This window comes from Chitinophaga agri (assembly GCF_010093065.1).
Lineage (GTDB): Bacteria > Bacteroidota > Bacteroidia > Chitinophagales > Chitinophagaceae > Chitinophaga > Chitinophaga agri.
In genome coordinates, this window is the sequence record NZ_CP048113.1 from 4,522,217 (window position 1) to 4,541,368 (window position 19,152).

Consider the following 19,152-nt stretch of genomic DNA (forward strand, 5'->3'; position numbering starts at 1 on the left):
CAAAAAGCAACACAAGATATAAAAAATCTTCAAATGATATGGAATGTGAGGCGTTAACGTATAAGTGGGGTTACCGGAGAGCAGGGGAAGGCATGGGCACAAAAAAGGGCCTGTTAAATAACAGGCCCTTCGATATATACATATCCGTTATAGCTTAGTTAGCGTCCCACCAAACTTTGTCATACGCCAGTTTAGCACCCGGGAAGTTCGGGTTTCTGGTGATTTCACTGTTTGGATACAGGAAGCGCTGAGGCATTTGACCAGCAGGTAATACAGAAGCCTGAGAACGAACGAAGAAATCAGGATAACCTGTACGACGCCATTCTGTCCATGCTTCGAAGTTCTGGTTTCCGCACATGGCGAAATACTTCTGGGTGATGATCGCTTTGATCTGATCAGCAGAAGCAGCTGGGAAGGCAGCAGCCTGCGTAGTGATGTAAGCACCAGGAGTTACATTGTAAGCGGTAAAGCTGGCAGTGATACCTGACTGATACAGCGCTTTTGCATCACCGGTCAACCAGCCACGTGCTACACCTTCAGCCTGCAGGAAATAGCTTTCAGCTGCAGAGATGAATTTTACAGGAGCAGTAGCAGAAGCGGTCTTCTGTGCAGAAGCACCTACAGTAGTGCTAGGGATAGAGAACAGGAAGTCCCACTGACTTCTGTAGCTACCCTGAGGAATACCTACGATACCGGTAGTATCAGGGTTAGGCTCATAGAATACGCTCACACGAGGATCGCCCAGCGCGTTCATCTGATCTACGTTAGTTTTGCTGGCAACGAGGTTCTGCGTTCTACCCAGACCTACGATTTCAGCATATAATGGGTTCTGGCTACCACCAGTTGTTACATAGTTGATCTTTGCATCAGTGGTCAGGAAAGTTTTACCCTGCAGGCTTTTTACACCAGCTTCAGCTCTCTGAGCATCTACTGAGCTCAGACGCAGGTAAGCACGCAGTTTCAGTGTATTACCGAAAGCCTGCCAGTTAGCCATGTTACCACCAAATACAACGTCATCGGTACCCGGACGGCCACCTGCAACAGCTGCAGGGTCAATCAGGGCGATACCTCTGTCGATCCATGTGAAGATACTGTCGTATACCTGTTTCTGAGGATCATATTTAGGCGCCAGAATTTCTGCGGATCCTGCTTTCAATGCATCTGATAAAGGAATATCACCAAATGCGTCAGTCAGCAGCTGGAACTCATAGGCTTTCATCAGGTAAGCTACACCAGCGTACTGTTCGAGTCTTTTGGTGTTTGCTTTGTCGATGATCACCTGCAGGTCCTGCAGACCACCTGCGTACAGGATCTGCCATGGTCTGTCAAAGCTGGAAGGGTCCAGATTAACCTGCTCAAGGGTTCTATACTGAGAGGAACTGATGTCCTGTGTCCAGTATTGTGCCCACAGACCACCATATACCTGGAAGTTGTTACCTACAACCATACCGGCAGCAGCCTGCGCAGATGGCAGTAAATAGCTAGGATCCAGATCAACAACCCTGGTCGGGTTTTCGTTGATATCCAGGAATTTGCTACATCCTGTTATTGAAAGTGACAGCACTGCAAGGATACCCGCCGCTGACTTAACTATATTTTTCTTCATCATTATAAGCTTGCATTTAAACATTAGAAGGATACTCTCACATTAAAACCGAAGTTTCTCAGAGACGGCTGCGCTGTAAAGTCGAAACCTTGCTCGTTACCAGCACCACCAGAGTTTACTTCAGGATCTGCGTATTTGTTCTTAGCCCACAGTGCCAGGTTATTACCGAAGAGACCTACGGTCAGATCTCCGAACGGAGTTCTCTGCAGTACGCTCTTAGGAATACGGTAGCTCAGGCTAGCCTCACGCAGTCTTACATAAGATGCATCCAGAACGTTCTGACCATCAGGTTTGTTAGTCCAGTAGTTCTCAGGAATATACTTCGTTGTGTTTGGAATGAATTTGGTAGCATCGTTAGGATCTACAGTTACTGAACCTGGCCATACGATGCCCAGACGGTCAGCAGCAGCTGATTCTTCAGATACACCTACGAAGTCAGTGATGTCTCTTGTACGGGAGAAGAATTTACCACCTTGTTTAGTATCAAACAGGAGGCTGAAGGTGAAGCCTTTGTAGCCAGCGTTCACACCCCATGAAGCCTGATATTTAGGATTGTAGGAACCCAGGTATACTGCAGTTGGAGTGCTCAGTGGCAGACCGTTTGCATCTACTACTACGTTACCGTTACCATCACGACGGATATCCTGTGCATAGAACTCACCGTATGGTCTGCCTTTAGCAGCAACGATGCTCATACCAGTGAAACCACCGATCACGATCTGATCAGCAACACCTAAATCCAGTACGGTATTTTTGTTTTTAGTATAAGTACCAAACAGTTCAACGGTCAGACCAGAAGCAGTACGGATTGGCGTACCTCTTAAACCGATCTCAATACCTTTGTTCTCAACCAGACCAGTGTTCAGTGTTTTCTGAGTAGAACCGGTAGATGGTGCTAAAGGAACCGGGATGATCTGATCTTTAGACTTGTTTTTGTAAACAGACAGGTCCAGGGAGATTCTGTTATCCAGGAAGTTGATTTCAGTACCGATTTCCGCAGCAGTTGTGATCTCTGGTTTCAGCGCAGAGTTACCAATTGCATCAGACAATGTGTAACCGTTGATACCATTGAAAGGGAAAGTAGTGCTACCGAAACCGCCGTTGATAGAAGTTGCAGCATAGTAAGTACGCAGCAGATATGGATCTGCGTCATTACCCACCTGTGCCCAGCTAGCTCTTAATTTACCGTAGTTGATGATCTTAGCCAGTGGAGCGTCTTTGAACAGCTCGGAGAATACAAATGATCCGTTTACGCTAGGGTAGAAGAAAGAGTTATTTTGTTTAGGCAGGGTAGAAGACCAGTCGTTACGTGCAGTAGCACCGATATACAACAGGTTTTTGTAAGACAGGTTTAACTCAGCGTATAAACCTACCAGACGACGTCTTGACAGCGCATCAAAAGTAATGATAGGACCACTACTGTTGTCGAAACTGTACCATCCTGGAACCACCAGACCAGCAGCGTTAGTCTGCAGTTCAGTAGTGCTCAATGTACGCTGACGGATGTTGTTACCTACCATCAGGGACGTTTTGAAATCAGGACCGAAGTCTTTTTTAGCAGTTACCATGAAGTCATGTACCACTTCAGCCAGGTTATACTGGTCTTTGCTGTACAAACCTGTAGCAGTCTGCAGGTTTCTTGACTGGCTGTAGTTACCAGCATCATCAGCAGGTGCAAAAGAGTATTTAGGAGATTTGTATGTACGACGGTCAGTATAAACGTCAGCACCTACACGCTCTAATACATCTAACCATTCCAATGGTTTGTATTCGATAGTGAACGTACCAGTCATCCTGTCTACATCATTCTGGTTTCTATAGTTCTGCAGAATGAAATAAGGGCTCTTGGTATATGCACCATAATAACCATAGTAAGGAACACCATTTGCGTTGGTCAGGTTACCGAAGCTATAGTAAGGATTGCTCAGGTCGCCCATTTTGTCGATAGGAATGTCACGTGGGGTCTGTAATATATTGTTATATACAGAACCACCGCCCTGACCACCCTGGATCATGTTAGCACTGATCTTGTTGTAGTTCATAGTTACGCTGGTAGAGAACTTGTTGCTCAGTTCAGCGGAAGCATTGAAACGTACACCATATTTGTTGTACTTGTCGTTGTTACCAGGCATTACTCCATCAGAGTTCAGGCTGTTAAGTGACAGGTAGTAAGTAGTTTTCTCGCCAGCACCGGACAAAGCCACGTTAGTGTTAACTGCTTTACCCAGGTCAAAGAATTTTTTAACGTTGTCTGTCTGTGCGCTGTAAGCCTTTTTCAGTCTTACACCGTTGATAGACTGACCCCATTCTTCTTCAACACCAGTGAACGGACGTCCCCAGCTGAAGTTTTCCCTAGGATCTGCGTCGAACCCGTCAGCACCATTATAATAACCCTGACCATATTTGTTCTGGAAGTCAGGCAGCTTCGCAATGTTAGAGAAGGTAACAGCAGAAGCTACAGTCACTTCATTTTTCTTATTACCACCTTTCTTACCTTTTTTGGTAGTGATGATCAACGCACCGTTAGATGCACGGGAACCGTACAGTGCCGCAGCCGCAGGGCCTTTCAGCACGGTTACAGACTCGATATCTTCAGGGTTCAGGTCATTACCACGGTTACCGAAGTCGGTAGAGGAAAGGCTGTTATCACCACCATTGATGCTGGAGTTGTCAATAGGCATACCATCTACAACCATCAGCGCCTGGTTGTTACCAGTGATGGAAGAACCACCTCTTAATACGATTCTGGAAGAAGATCCAGGAGCGTTCGCACTTGTACCAATGTTCACACCCGCAATCTTACCTGCGAGACCATTCAGTGCACTTGTACTCTGACCTTTGGTCAGCTCATCAGTCTTAATTGTTGGTGCTGCGTAACCCAGGGATGATTTGTCACGACGGATCGCGTTAGCGGTTACTACAGTTTCAGTAAGTTTTGTTACATCAGGATATAAAACTACGTTGTGTTTAGTACCACTACCGAGTTTTAACTCCTGGTCTTTCATACCGACAAATTTCACAGTTAGGGCGGTAGCTCCCGCTGGTACCTGAATGGTATACTCTCCATTCATGTTTGTCACAGTACCAGTCGTTGTACCTTTTACAATTACTGTAGCGCCGATCACCGGACTTCCATCATCAGAGGAAGTAACCTTCCCTGTAATGGGGCGAGTCTGCGCAACCACCTGTCCAACTACCACGATAGAGGGCAGGAGGAAAAATAAACTTTTCCTCATAAGCTTTGTTGTTTCTGGTTGTTTAGTTTAAATATTCAATGAATAGAAAAAACTCTTCTCAGGCAACCGACCACTGGCTCTGAAATAGCTGTCCTACGTTGATTAAAAACTTTGTTGATAAAATCAATTACATCTACTGGTTCCCCGCGATCGTCATAACGATTTAGTTGTCCTGGAAAATCCTTGAATTAGTATATAGAGGGTGAGAAGCCTTTCACAGGTCTTTTCTCATAAGCATTTACCCTTCTTTGTTGTTTAACTTAATTTTAACGTTCAAATATAAATTAATTAACAATAATTTCTGTGAAAATAGGCCAACAAATTATATGTTACAACACCCCTTTAACAGTTTTTTAACATAACGTAAAAAACATTATTTGTAATAATCAAAATTTGTTACACATATGTGTTATGGGTTTATAGGGTCAAAAATAATTTACTACAATAAGTAAGGCCAACAGTTTAAAAAAGGCAGGTGATAGGAATACCACCTGCGCGCTCATCAACCAAAATCTAAATCCGGGTTTTGTTCCGAATCTAAATAAAAGCTAAGCTGCATCACTGCAACAATATCGTAAGTGAAAGGGCAATATTCAGGAAAGACTCAGCGGCTGCGCCTTGAGCAGCTCCAGCAACGTCTCATAGATATCTTCATTCCTGTTATTATACCGGAATTCACATTCCTTCAGATGGAGATAGACTGTACTGCGGTTCAATCCCTTGAACTTAGCCAGCCTGTGCTTCGTTAAGCCCCAGAATGCATCCACATCATCTGCAATAGTAACTGCTCCCTCATTCTCGAGGTTATACAGGCGATATTGCCCCAGATCAACTACATTGCTGAACCTGCGGATCTTCTCGGCGGCTCCCTGCATCTCCAGGATAGAACGGCTGCTCCTGACTACAGAATGGATCATAGAACGGCTTACATCAGGCAGTATCTCCGTATGCAACCGGTCCGAAGAACGGTAAATACCAAATACTACCGGCTTTACGGCGCGGCCTACTTCTGTTTTTACGGAGACATCTCCTTCTTCCAAGGAAGGCGCATGAGTAACATTACGGGCAGGAGCTACAGTACGGTTGTGATTGTCAGAGGGCGATAAAGACTCACAGTGACGGGCGATCTGTTGGCGGATCTTCTTGAGATAACTATTTACTGTTACCCGGCTTACTCCACTTATGTTGGCGATCTGAGTGGCGGTAAGGTCCTCGGCAAATAAACGCAGTATCTCCTTAAATTTACGCTCAGAAAGGTGAGCGCCCTTTAAGTATTTGTTTTTCATGAACTAAAAGAGGTTAGAATGGCATTATAAACCTCTTACTTTTTACCGGGTATGTAACGCCCTTTTATACAAGCGGCGAATAAGGGGGGATGAATGCAGCCCACTAGATTATTTGGATATAACAAAAACGCTCAATACTGATAATCATGTATTGAGCGTTTCCAACATATGTTCAAACTATGCTTGTCTAGTCTTCTTTTTCCCTTTCTCTCAGCCCAAGCTCTGACATATCCATGTCTGCCTCTTCATCAAGCGTATTCCACAATTCCTTCTTCTTCGCCTTCTTCAGCAACGCCTTTTCCATCCACAACAGCAACGCCGGCAAAATAGTCAGGTTCGTTACCATCGCCATTAATAATGTCAGTGATGTTAGCCAGCCCAATGCCTTCGTTCCTCCAAACTCAGAGAAACTGAAGATCATGAAACCTGCCAGCAGGATCAGGGAAGTATAAATGATACTCAGCCCTGTCTCGTGAATAGTCTGTTTCACCGTGGCCGAAATGTCCAGGTTATGATGTGGCAACTCCTGCTTGAAGTTAACCAGGAAACGAATCGTCACATCAATAGCTATACCCAGCGCCACGCTGAACACCAGCACCGTCGATGGCTTCAATGGTATATCCAGCCAGCCCATTACACCTGCGGTAACTGCCAGCGGGATAATATTCGGGATCAGTGATATCAGCAGCATTCTCCAGGACCGGAACAGGTACAGCATACAGAAAATGATCAGCACAAACGCCAGCAGGATACTCTCTGTCAGACCATTGATGATGAAACGACTTCCCTCCAGGAAGATCACACTTGTACCTGTGAAGCTTACCTTATATTGTGCAGTATCAAAGATCTCATCTACCTGCGGACGTAAAGAGTCCAGCAACACCGGCAGCTTCGCTGACCCTACATCAGCCATGTTCACGCTCATACGGGCTACCTGCCTTGTGCTATCCATAAATGAAGAAACCAGTTTCGTAAATGCCGACGCATTACCCGCCGCATTATTCCCCCCCTTCATACGCAGATAAGGCGCCAGGAAACCTATATCGAACTGGTTAGGTATCGCATAGTTGGAACTGTCTCCATTATAATAGGCCTGTTTTGCAAACTTGATCCCCTCAGCAACTGACAACGGCCGTGCAAAGTCCGGCTGTGCTGCGATCAGCTGAGACAGCTGGTCCAGTTTCTCCAGTGTCTTCAGGTTCACTACTCCATTCTTCTTCTTTGTATCCACCGCTATCTCCAGTGGCATTACTCCCTTAAAGTTCTGTTCGAAAAATTTCAGGTCGGTATATAACTTATCACTCTTTGGAATGTCATCCAGCATGTGCGCTTCTGACTTCAGCTTCAGCATCCCCACCACAGCACCTGCTACCAGCACCACCGTCACTCCATACACCCAGGCACGGTACTGGAATACCAGCGCTGTCAATCCGTCCAGCAGGGCACGGAATGTACGGTTGTTCATGTAGTTGGTATGCTTCGTCTTCGGAGCCGGCAGATAACTCAGCACTGAAGGCAGGAAGATGAAAGAGATCGCAAAGATCAGCATGATGTTCAACCCGGCCACCACACCAAATTCCTTCAGCAGGGAACTCTTGGTAAAACAGAACACTCCGAAACCAATAGCAGCCGTCAGGTTGGTGAACAGGGTCACAATACCCATACGCTGTATCATATGCACCAGCGCCCTCGTCTTGTTCCCATCCTTCGCATATTCCGTATGATACTTATTCAGAAAATATACACAGTTCGGAATACCGATCACCACGATCAATGGTGGGATCAGCCCTGTCAGTAAAGTGATCTTGTACCCCAGCAACACAATCGTCGCGACTGACCAGATCACTCCAATGGCCACAACGATCATCGACATCAGCACCGCACTGAAGGAGCGGAAGAAGATCAGCAGAATGATAGCTGTCAGCACAAAAGACAGTTTCAGGAACAGGTCCAGTTCTTTCTTTACTTTATTCGCCATCAGCGTACGGATCAGCGGCAATCCGCTCATACGTACCTCTGTATGATGTTTTTCTCCGAATGCCTCACCCAGCTTCATCACGTTCTCTACCACTTCGCTACGGCGGGGTGTCATCATCACGCCTTTCTGGATGTTGACCATCAGCAGGTAGGCATGTGTATGCGGATTATACAGTAGTCCTTTGTAGAAGGGAAGGGAATTTAATTTACCGGACAGACTGTCCAGCACCACCTGTTGCTGCAGGTCTCCCTGGAAAAGCGGTTCGGCCGACAGCTTACGGGTGCTGTCATTTTTTACCAGGTTAATAGCAAAAGGTACACTCAGTACATTCTCAACAAACTCCACCTTTTTCAGATCCTCATTCAGCTTCACATAGTCATGAAAGAAATCTTTCTGAAAGAAACTATCTGTCTGCACGCCGATCACCATCATATTACCATCCTCTCCGAATAAATTACGGAACTGGACATATTCCTTATATTTCGCATTATCCAGCGGGATAGATTTGTTGGCCTCATAGGAGAGCTCTACTTTGCTGGCGAAATAGGTCATCACTGCAGTGCCCAACAGTAATAAGACCAGGAGTGGTAAACGAAATTTTAATACGAATCCTGCTAAGCGTTGCCACATACGCGTCGTTGTAATTTTAGTAGGGCGTAAAGGTAATCAAAGTAATAACATATAACTATTTTTGATGCATGTACCGTTTTCTGACATCCCTTTATGCCATGCTTTGCCTATCCTGCGTGAACGCCCTGGAAACACATGCGCAGCAATCGTCCGCCGGCACTTATATTGGTCAGTGGAGTGATCATCTTCCATGGCGCCCCGCGGTCGCTGTAGCTGTCAGCCGTGACCGTGTGTATTGTGCATCGTCACAGGGACTGACCTCCGTCCTTACCTCACCGGAAGATGGCCCCGAACTAAGCCGGTACAGTAAAGTAAACGGACTCCATGACGTGGGCATCAGTACCATCGCTGCAAATGATGACGCCCTCCTGGTCGCATATCAGAACAGTAATATAGACCTCCTCAGCGGCAATACGGTCTACAATATTCCTGACCTCATGCGCAAACAGGTCGCTGCCGATAAATCTATCTTTCGCATCTTCCTTCGTAACAATAAAGCATACCTCTGTACCGGCCTGGGCATCGTTGTCCTGAATACTGCCATTCCGGAAGTCGAGGCCACCTATGTCATTGGCAGTACCGGCGCGTATACTCCTGTATATGCACTGGCCATTGCCGGCAACAGCTTCTTCGCTGCTACAGCTGAAGGGGTCAGGAAGGCACCAGTAAATAGTAACAATCTCGCTGACTTCCGCAACTGGTCATCGCTTTCAGATGGCCTTTCCGCCGATACCGTACAGGAACTAACCGCTTTCGGCAATCAGCTGATCTGCCGTCAGCGACAACAACTATTCAAATTTGTCAATAATACCTGGATACCCTGGTATACCGCCAGTCAGACTATCAGCAGCATAGCTGTATACGACAATCAGCTGTATGTCTGTGAACAACAGCAAGGTGCTGCGCGTGTCCTTTCACTGGATGCCAACGCTACTCCTCTAACTACCTTTCAGGACAAGCTACTGCAGGCCCCCTTACAGATAGCTGGTACCGCGGACGCCATCTGGCTGGCAGATGCCATCTCTGGTCTGGTGGAATACAACAAGACAACTGGTGACTACACCGAAGTGAATCCCAATGCACCTGCAGGTATCATTACCGGCGACCTGCTTTTCTCCGGTAGCACGCTGTTTGCCGCTCCTGGTACAATTACGCCCAACTGGAAAGCAGGAGGGAACCGGGAAGGATATCACACTGCCAGCAACGGTACATGGCACACCACCGTCAACTGGCCAGATTCCCTGCACGATATCATCACGCTCGCAGCAGACAGGAACAACCTCTATCTCGGTTCCTTCGGCGGTGGACTGGCCCGCGTAACTGATGGCAAACTGACGGTGTTCAAACAAGGTATACTGCCAGCTGCTACCAATGACCGCACAGCATACAATGTCAGCGGACTCACTACTGACGCTGCCGGCAATCTCTGGGTAGCGGTCTACGGTGCAGACAACAACCTCCTGCTCAAAAAACCGGATGATTCCTGGGTATCGTTCAGAAGTCCCTATGTCATGACCGGCAACGCTATTTCCCAGTTGCTGGTGGACGACTACGGCCTGGTATACATCGTATCCCCGCAAGGCAACGGCCTCTATATACTGAACACTAACAATACGCCTGATAATAAAAATGATGATCAATGGCGGCAGTACCGGCTGGGCGCAGCCCAGGGAAATCTGCCCTCCAATGACGTTCATTGTCTCGCGAAAGACAGGAATGGCAGTGTATGGGTAGGTACTGCCAGAGGTATCGCCGTGATCAACTGCCCGGGAAGCGCAGCTACTGAAGGCTGTAACGCCATTTTACCGATTGTTAAGCAGGACAATTTTGCCGGGTACCTCTTCCAGGATGAACAGGTGACCACTATCGCCACTGATGGCGCCAACCGCAAATGGGTAGGTACCTATAATGGCGCCTGGCTGGTAAGTGAAGATGGAGAAAAGATCATCGAACATTTTAATATTGGCAACAGTCCACTTCCTGACAATCACATTTACCGCATTACCATAGATCCTGCAACCGGCGAGATCTACTTTGCCACCGCCAGGGGGCTGGTGTCATGGCATGGCACGGCTACGGCACCAGCTGGTCAGCTGCAGAGAGATGCCGTACTCGTATTCCCGAATCCTGTAAAACATGACTACACGGGTCCTATCGCTATCCGTGGCCTGGTAGACAACACCCGCATAAAGATCACTGACATCAGTGGCAGAATGGTATTCCAGACCAGGGCCTTCGGTGGACAAGCCATATGGAACGGGTTGGATTATACCGGTCACCGGCCACAGTCAGGTGTATACCTGGTATTTGCTACCAGCGAAACGGGAGGGGAGCATGTGGTGACGAAGATCGTATTTATCAATTAACGCAGGCTAATCGTACATTTGACATCAGCAGCTGCAAGTTATGTTACATAAGACCCGGGGAATTGTATTAAAAACCATCAAATACGGCGATACCAGTGCCATCGTCAATATATTCACTGAACTCTTCGGGGTACAATCCTATATGGTGAATGGGGTACGCTCATCGAAACCCAAAGCCAGGGGCAATCTCCTCCAACCGGGTAACATACTCGAACTGGTCGTTTATCATTACGAACAAAAGAGCATCCAGCGCATCTCAGAATTTAAACTGGGTTATATCTATACTTCCCTGCATTTCAACATTGTCAAGAACACGGTTGCGCTCTATATGATAGAGCTGCTGCAGAAGAGTCTACGCGAACCGGAACAACAGCCGGACCTGTATCACTTTTCAGAACAGGCCTTGCAGGCGCTGGATGTGGCTCCGCTACCCATAGCTGCCAATCTACCGCTCTACTTTACATTAAAACTGGCAGAGCATCTTGGCTTCAGACTCAATGGCAGGTATTCCGAATACGCTCACTATCTTGATCTTCAGGAAGGTTCATTCACGGATCTGCCACCTCACCATAGTAACTACCTCGATGCCGCTAACAGCGAGATCACGGACAAACTATTCCAGTGTAAAAGCTGGGAGGCACTAGGGGAGATCAATATGAATAAAGACCGGCGCAGAAAGCTCCTGTACTCATACCTTGATTTCTTTAAACTGCATATGCCGGACTTCCAGGAACTCAATTCTCCTCCTATCCTGCACGAGATACTGGATTAGGCCATGTTGCACACAAGCATCCCGGCCGGGTATAGATCAGTTGCCCGGTCAGCTCATCCCTGTTATAAATGATTTGTTATTTACCGTCGTAGATCAGTGAAGCGGTGCTTCCGTCAAACACGGCATAAGTGAAGTAATTTAACCAGTCGCCCAGGTTAATATAGCGGCTGTCAGGACCAACCTGCAGGTCCAGCGGCAGGTGCCGGTGGCCGTAAATGAAGTAGTCAAAATGCGCCTGTTGCAGCACCTCTTTACTATGAATGGCCAGCCATTCATTCTCTTCTCCCAGAAATTTTTCCAGTTCCCCACCGGTAGCAGCGCGGCTTCTGCGACTAAAATAGTTAGCCAAACCAATACCCCAGGAGGGATGTATAAGTGAGAACAACCAGCGGCATACCGGGTTACGAAACACCTTCTTGAGCATTTTATACCCATGATCGCCCGGGCCGAGTCCATCACCATGTCCAATATAAAAACGCTTGCCACCGATCTCATAGGTCTTCGGTTCGTAGTGTACAGGAATATCCAGCTCTTCTTCAAAATAACCATCCATCCACATATCATGGTTGCCGATAAACACCGTGATCCCGATACCCCGGTCCCGCAGATCGGCCAGTTTGCCCAGCAGGCGGGTATATCCTTTAGGTACTACTTCTTTGTACTCAAACCAGAAATCGAAAATATCACCTACCAGAAAGATGTGTTCCGCATCCTGTGCACAGGCATCGAGCCATTTCACGATACGTCGTTCCCGTTCTCTGCTGGCAGCAGGATTAGGCGTACCCAGGTGAAAATCTGATGCGAAATAAACACGTTTGCCTTCCGGAAGAGGAATGGAATAGTCCACTGCGGACAGTCCATGCGCCATAGCTGATGATATTTTTCCGGTCTGCGCCATCGGGCAACAGACCACTGATGATGAAGCGGTTTGCACCGCGAAGTAATAGATAAGTATTTAACAAAACAACCTTTACGGCTTCTTTATACCTGATTCGAGATAGGCGGACGCTATGTCAGTCAGGTCAGCCTTCACAGGATCACTATAGCCGTTATACAGGAAGATCTCCCACGCATATTTCGGATGATTCAGGTTCATGTAGAAGATCTCTCCGTTTGGTTTTACGAATTGCAGTTGTGTGGCGCTGGTGCTAATGACCTTCACACCCTTTCCAGCCAGGAAGACACTGTCTTCAGCCATGGTGCTTCTGTTATATGCATCCAGGGAAGGAAATCCTTTTTCTCCTATCTCCTTCCTGAGAGAACGCAATTTATCGCCTGCAGGTTTGAAGAAAATAGCGGCAGGTTCTTTTACTATCAAGGTATTAATGGTATCCACTTCGGCAGCACGCTGCTCGGGTGACTGTCCACATGACGCCAGCAGAACGGCGGAAAAAACAAATAAGAATAACCTGGTCATAGCGGGCCGGTATAACATGATCATTTAAAAGAACAGCGCATGATGAGATCACGCGCTGTTCAAATATGCTTAAGTATTTACAAATCTATTCGTCCAGGAGAAACACATATACCTCACGCGGTCCATGTATTCCGACTACCAGCGTTTTCTCGATATCAGCGGTACGACTGGGACCGGAGGCAAAGGAGATGGAAGAAGGAAGCTCACCATGGTATTTCTCCTTCAGGCGGGCAATCGCATCTTTGAGATCAAATACCAGCTGATGCGTGTAAGCGATCACAATATGCACCGGTGTATACACTGGTAAAGCCCTTCCGGAAGGCTGTGCCGCGCTCAGCACCATTGTGCCTGTACGGGCTACCAGCATTTCACAGTCAGTGATCGCAGCCTCCGCGGTATGCATATCTCCTTTGTTCATAAAAGGCAACTGCTTCAGCTGGAACTCCTTCATCAGGGAAGGCGTCTGGCAGTATACATCATTCCACTCTTTGGAATCGATCAGGGCTACCAGATTATCCAGCAGTTCGCTTTTGCTGGTGCAGAAGATGAATTTTCCCTGTAAGCGGGCAAATTCTTCTGCGAACTTCATCTCCAGACCATCATGCTCCTTCACAAAAACGGAACTGTTGCCCTCCGAATTTGGAAAGGGCAACTGCACCGACTGGCTCAATGCATTTCTAACTCTCTTCAGAATATTTTCCTTGGCAGGAGAAATCTTCATATCAGTTTATGCATTAGCAGGTGTAGGCGAAGGATTGATGATATCGGTAGGATGTACGCCATCAGTAGTCATACCTTCCTTGTTTGCGATATGCTCACGGTGAACATCCCATGGACGTTTACCGATCAGTCTTTCCAGATCTGCCTGGTACAATACTTCTTTTTTCAGCAATTCCTGTGCAAGCACTTTCACATTATCCAGTCTCTCGGTCAGCAGGTTTTTAGTACGCTGGTACGCCTTGTCGATCAGTAAACGAACTTCTTCGTCGATCATTTTGGCAGTTTCTTCAGAATATGGTTTGGTAAATGCCTGATCGCTGTTAGGATCATAGAACGACACGTTACCAACCTTATCGTTCATACCGTACACGGTCACCATTGCATAGGCCATACGGGTGATCACCTGCAGGTCATTCTGTGCACCGGTCGATACTTTACCAAACACGATGTCTTCTACAGCACGGCCACCAAGGGTCATACATATATCGTCCAGCAGCTGTTCGGTATTATACAGGTATTGTTCTTTCGGCAAATATTGCGCATAACCTAATGCAGCTACACCACGGGGTACAATAGTCACTTTCACCAGCGGATTAGCATGCTCGAGGTACCAGCCACAAATGGCGTGACCAGCTTCGTGGTATGCGATCACTTCTTTTTCTTCCGGAGAAATGATCTTGTTTTTCTTTTCCAGACCACCGATCACCCTGTCCACAGCATCGTTGAAATCTTCCATTTCAACCTCAGTCTTACCTTTACGGGCAGCGATCAGGGCTGCTTCGTTACAAACGTTGGCGATGTCAGCACCGGCAAAGCCAGGTGTCATAGATGCCAGTTTCTTGATATCGAGGTTCGGAGAAGTTTTAATTGGTTTCAGGTGCACGTCAAATATGTGCTCACGACCATTTAAGTCTGGTTTGTCAATAGAGATCTGACGGTCAAAACGTCCCGGACGCAGCAGCGCACTGTCCAGTACGTCCGGACGGTTGGTTGCTGCCAGGATGATGATGCCGCTGTCGGTACCGAAACCATCCATTTCCACCAGTAACTGGTTCAGGGTGTTCTCACGCTCATCATTGCTCATCATTACGTTCTTACCTCTTGCACGACCGATCGCATCGATCTCATCGATGAAGATGATACAAGGCGCTTTCTCACGGGCCTGTTTGAACAGGTCACGTACACGGCTTGCACCCACACCTACGAATAATTCAACGAAGTCAGAACCGGACATAGAGAAGAAAGGTACCTGTGCTTCTCCTGCCATTGCTTTCGCCAGCAGGGTCTTACCTGTACCTGGAGGGCCTACCAGTAAGGCACCTTTTGGTATTTTACCACCCAGAGAGGTGTATTTCTTCGGATTCTTCAGGAAATCCACGATTTCCATCACTTCCACTTTCGCTTCATCCAGACCAGCTACATCACTGAAAGTGATATTTACACGGGTACCTTTGTCAAACAGCGTAGCCTTAGACTTACCGATGTTAAAGATACCACCCGGGCCACCACTGCCGCCAGCAGGACCACCCATTTTACGCATCAGGAGTATCCACAGTCCAATCAACAGCACCAGTGGAAGCAATAACTGGATAAATGGTTCGAACCAGCTCTGTCTGTTATCATAGTACACTTTCACCTGCTGATCAACCGGAAGCCCCGCCTGTGCCTTGTCAAGGTCAGTCTTAAAATCCTCCACACTACCAATAGTGAAAGAGAAATGAGGGCCCTTATTATCAGCGCCCAAACGGGTCTTAGCCACTTTCTCGTATTTAGCTTGCGATAACTTGTCAGCCTTTATGAAAACCTCTACCACTTGCTTGTTCACCACCACCAGCTTGTCTACATCACCTGGTTTCAGGTAATTGAGCTGAAACTCCTGGAAACTGAGTGGTTTAGGCCCGGTGCCAAGATTAGCAAAGTTCATTGCCAGCAAGGCGACCCCGATAAAAGCATACACCCAGTATATGTTGAACTTTGGTCCTTTCTTTGGCGATTTGTCTCCCTTGTTGAAGTTGTTGCCTCTTTCCATAATCTTACGATCCTTTTTTAAGGATGTCGGTAATAGTTAAAAGTTATTAGTTTGTATCATTATGCTCCATTCGTTCTGCATCACTCCACATATCTTCCAGACTATAGAACTGCCTGGTTTCGGGTTGGAATACATGCACTACAACATTCACATAATCTACCAGTATCCATTGTTGAGCGGTAAATCCCTCATGTTTATAAGGCTCTTCGCCAACGAGCTTCAATACCTGATCTTCCACGAAGTCAGCTATAGCCCTAACCTGTGTATTGGAGTTAGCCTCGCATATTACAAAGAAATCAGCCACAGCTTCAGGAATCTGGCGCAGATCCAGAGAAACAATATTTTCTCCCTTTTTTTCCTGGATGGCCTTGATGATGGTGGAAAAAATCTCGCTTTCTCTACTCAAGCGCGTTAACGCTTTCTTTCTCGTACTCAGAACGGTTAAGGGTGCCAATAAAATCTCTTTTGGTTAAAAATAAACTTTAATTGTCAAAATTACTAAAGAAGGAGCAAATAAACGCCGGAATATGATATTGTTACAATGTGTAATAATCAATGATGTACGGAGCTTTAATGCCTATAAATCATGCACTTGTCTAATACCTTTGCTCTGTAGCCGGCAACTGACCGATTGTTAAGAAAATGATAAAATGAATTACTTTGCTCTCTCAAAATGAATCAGCTAAGAATTTTCGAATGATCGGACAGCCTTTATACATTTTAGATACAGTAGACAGCACCAATAACTATGCCATGGAGCAGGTAAACAAAGGGCAGGTGACACCGGGCACAGCCTGGTTTGCTATGGAGCAAACTGCAGGAAAAGCTCAACGTGGCAAACAATGGTCATCGCCTCCAGGTGAAAATATCATGCTCTCAATCGCCCTGCAACCCGGCATGCTGCCCCTTTCCAGACAATTTATGCTCAGTGTCGCGGTATCGCTTGCTACCTGTGACTGGTTCACGCAATATGCGGGCGATGAGACCTCCATCAAATGGAGTAATGATCTTTACTGGCGTGACAGAAAGGCAGCCGGCATGCTCATCGAAAATGTACTCCGTGGTAATACATGGCAATATGCCATTACCGGTATCGGAATTAATATCAATCAGACCAGCTTCCCTACACATCTGCCTAATCCTGTATCCCTCAAGCAGATAACAGGCAAGACATGGGACCCTATCGAACTGACTCGTACGCTTTGTGCCAGCATTGAAGAAAGACTTAAACTATTGCATCCTGCACACTATGATAAGCTAATGCAGGACTATAAGAGCAAGCTGTTCCGCTTTAATATACCCGGCACTTACCGCATGAACGGAGAGCTGTTTGAGGGTATTATCCGGGATGTACTTCCTGATGGCAAATTATGCCTGGAGAAGGAAGGAACGCTACTGCAACTGGGCTTTGGAGAAATAGAGTTTGTTATAACACGATAGGCGTTACCAGCTACGGGAACCTGCCTGTTCTTCCTGTTGCCACTGATACAGTTTGCGGGGAAAAACAGGCGAAATCCCTTCGACAAGATATACACCTGTGCCATACTCCCTTGACAGCTTATCATTGATCTGTCCGGTTTTAGTGTAGCCGGACGTATATTTCCGGACATATTCCGCTGGAGCCTCACCAACTACAATAAGGTAATGCAGGCTGTCCATTTTCGGGAACCAGCACATATAATCAGCACTGAATGTGATGGCTGGTCTGACAGCATCAGCGGCGTAGTAGTTAATCGCGCCTGCCTGCCCGTAATTGTCACATAGGATCAACGTATACGGGCGCTCAGCCACAGGCACCTGCTGATAGGCCATTGTGGCCAGTCCGGCCAGCTCCCTCCAGCCACGCATATCAGCAAAATCCTGTGGCAGGTCATGTAGTTTGCCGTCTTCCCATCTGCACATAACATCACGCATTCGTGGCGTCATCGCGTTATAGAGGTCCTTTGGCGGCATTACCGGGTAGATTACGCGGAATAAGCATACAGTGGGTAATATCACCATTACCAGCCATCCCAGCCTGGCATACTTCAGCCAGCTACGTGAAAAAAGGTGTTCCCAGTATACACTACCAAAAGCCAGCATAACAGGATACAGTCCCAGGGCATAATACGCCTTCGCCTTCAGATAGACGAACAGGGCCATTACCAGCAGGAAAGTCCAGCCTGCAAAGCGATAGGGCCTGTAAGGCGCATATCCCATCAATGCGGTCAGTCCGGCTATCCATACAGCACTTCCCAGTAAGAAGAACAACAGCTGTTCTTTGATAAAACCCGCTCTCTCCACATTCACCAATTGTGTGTCGGCCAGCTCCTTCATGTGATGCAGGAACGGAACCCCGTTCTGTAGCTGCCAGACAATATTAGGCAGGGCCAGCAAAAGGGCGATCAGCAGGCCGCCGTACAGGTACTTTTCCCGAAAGATGCTGCGCTGTGGTGTTATTAACAAAGCTGGTAGCAGGCCCGCCGCAAGAAAAAGTATATTGTATTTATTCAGAAAAGCCATCCCCGCCACAACACCCATCCACAACAACCATTGAGGCTTTACATCTCTGATGTATAATATTACCAGGTAAAAGATCAGTGTCCAGGCCAGTATGTCAGCACTGTTCGGCTGATACAGAATGTTAATCCTTGACATACCGGAGCAAATAAAGACCACTGCTGCCAGTAACTGTGCATACCAGCCTCCTTTCAGCAATTCCACCAGCTTCCAGATGACTAACATTGTCAGCGCACCAAACAGGGCAGGGAAGAAGCGTACCCAGTATACACCACCGCCCAGCCACTTGATCAGCAGCGAGAGAAAAGCTGTAAAAGGAGGTACTGACAAATATCCGGCTGCCAGATGATTGGCCTGTTCGAGATGCAGATATTCATCCCGGTGCAGATCATAATCCGGATGCACAAGGGAAAAATGAAAAGTCAACTTGAAAGCTATCAAGGCAATGAGCAGGAGATATGAACGTTTGGGCATCCGTCGGGACTAGTGTGTGAAAAATGAGGGACTACCTGTTATGATTACTACAGCTCAAAGGTAAGGAACGTATAACAGGTAGCCCGATATAGATAATCTTGTGATACTGCAGCAATAGTTGGTGAAATAGGCAGTTCAT

General features: G+C 47.0%; 13 protein-coding genes. 3 read left to right on the forward strand and 10 right to left on the reverse strand.

What is annotated here, in order from left to right:
• Positions 1-154: 154 nt before the first annotated feature.
• The 4 genes from GWR21_RS17945 to GWR21_RS17960 all read right to left on the reverse strand — a co-directional run bounded on the left by GWR21_RS17945 (position 155) and on the right by GWR21_RS17960 (position 8,736).
• Positions 155-1,609 (reverse strand): SusD/RagB family nutrient-binding outer membrane lipoprotein, encoded by a 1,455-nt coding sequence (locus tag GWR21_RS17945; RefSeq protein WP_238429855.1) that lies wholly within the window; start codon positions 1,607-1,609, stop codon positions 155-157.
• Between the two features lie 20 nt (positions 1,610-1,629).
• Positions 1,630-4,842 (reverse strand): SusC/RagA family TonB-linked outer membrane protein, encoded by a 3,213-nt coding sequence (locus tag GWR21_RS17950; protein ID WP_162333079.1) that lies wholly within the window; start codon positions 4,840-4,842, stop codon positions 1,630-1,632.
• 593 nt (positions 4,843-5,435) lie between these two features.
• Positions 5,436-6,128 carry a LuxR C-terminal-related transcriptional regulator gene (locus GWR21_RS17955; RefSeq protein WP_162333080.1) on the reverse strand — a complete coding sequence of 231 codons (693 nt, stop codon included), beginning with the start codon at positions 6,126-6,128 and terminating at the stop codon, positions 5,436-5,438.
• A 187-nt stretch (positions 6,129-6,315) separates the two neighbouring features.
• Positions 6,316-8,736 carry an efflux RND transporter permease subunit gene (locus GWR21_RS17960; protein ID WP_162333081.1) on the reverse strand — a complete coding sequence of 807 codons (2,421 nt, stop codon included), beginning with the start codon at positions 8,734-8,736 and terminating at the stop codon, positions 6,316-6,318.
• Between the two features lie 68 nt (positions 8,737-8,804).
• Between GWR21_RS17960 and porZ the strand changes: the two genes are divergently transcribed.
• On the forward strand, positions 8,805-11,102 hold the full coding sequence (gene porZ, locus GWR21_RS17965; protein ID WP_162333082.1) for a type IX secretion system anionic LPS delivery protein PorZ: 2,298 nt from the start codon (positions 8,805-8,807) through the stop codon (positions 11,100-11,102).
• A 40-nt stretch (positions 11,103-11,142) separates the two neighbouring features.
• Positions 11,143-11,874, forward strand: coding sequence for a DNA repair protein RecO (gene recO, locus GWR21_RS17970; RefSeq protein ID WP_162333083.1), 732 nt, complete (start codon positions 11,143-11,145; stop codon positions 11,872-11,874).
• A gap of 76 nt (positions 11,875-11,950) precedes the next feature.
• Here the strand turns inward: recO and GWR21_RS17975 are convergent, their stop codons facing one another.
• From GWR21_RS17975 to rsfS, 5 genes are all read right to left on the reverse strand, one after another.
• Positions 11,951-12,742, reverse strand: a complete 792-nt coding sequence (locus GWR21_RS17975; protein WP_162333084.1) for a UDP-2,3-diacylglucosamine diphosphatase — start codon at positions 12,740-12,742, stop codon at positions 11,951-11,953.
• Between the two features lie 102 nt (positions 12,743-12,844).
• A complete protein-coding gene (locus tag GWR21_RS17980) occupies positions 12,845-13,291 on the reverse strand; it encodes a hypothetical protein (protein WP_162333085.1) in 447 nt (148 codons plus the stop codon).
• Between the two features lie 85 nt (positions 13,292-13,376).
• A complete protein-coding gene (locus GWR21_RS17985; protein WP_162333086.1) occupies positions 13,377-14,012 on the reverse strand; it encodes a LutC/YkgG family protein in 636 nt (211 codons plus the stop codon).
• Between the two features lie 6 nt (positions 14,013-14,018).
• Entirely contained in the window at positions 14,019-16,040 is a 2,022-nt protein-coding gene (gene ftsH, locus GWR21_RS17990; RefSeq protein WP_162333087.1) for an ATP-dependent zinc metalloprotease FtsH, read from the reverse strand.
• Between the two features lie 46 nt (positions 16,041-16,086).
• Positions 16,087-16,446: a ribosome silencing factor gene (gene rsfS / locus GWR21_RS17995; protein ID WP_238429858.1), complete on the reverse strand. Its 360-nt coding sequence runs from the start codon at positions 16,444-16,446 to the stop codon at positions 16,087-16,089.
• 290 nt (positions 16,447-16,736) lie between these two features.
• Here rsfS and GWR21_RS18000 point away from each other — a divergent pair, with 290 nt between their 5' ends.
• Positions 16,737-17,480, forward strand: coding sequence for a biotin--[acetyl-CoA-carboxylase] ligase (locus tag GWR21_RS18000; RefSeq protein WP_162333089.1), 744 nt, complete (start codon positions 16,737-16,739; stop codon positions 17,478-17,480).
• A 3-nt stretch (positions 17,481-17,483) separates the two neighbouring features.
• On the opposite strand, the gene GWR21_RS18005 is transcribed toward GWR21_RS18000, so the two are convergent.
• The gene (locus GWR21_RS18005) at positions 17,484-19,013 is read right to left on the reverse strand and encodes an ArnT family glycosyltransferase (protein WP_162333090.1); all 1,530 of its coding nucleotides are present in this window, start codon (positions 19,011-19,013) and stop codon (positions 17,484-17,486) included.
• Between the last annotated feature and the right edge of the window lie 139 nt (positions 19,014-19,152).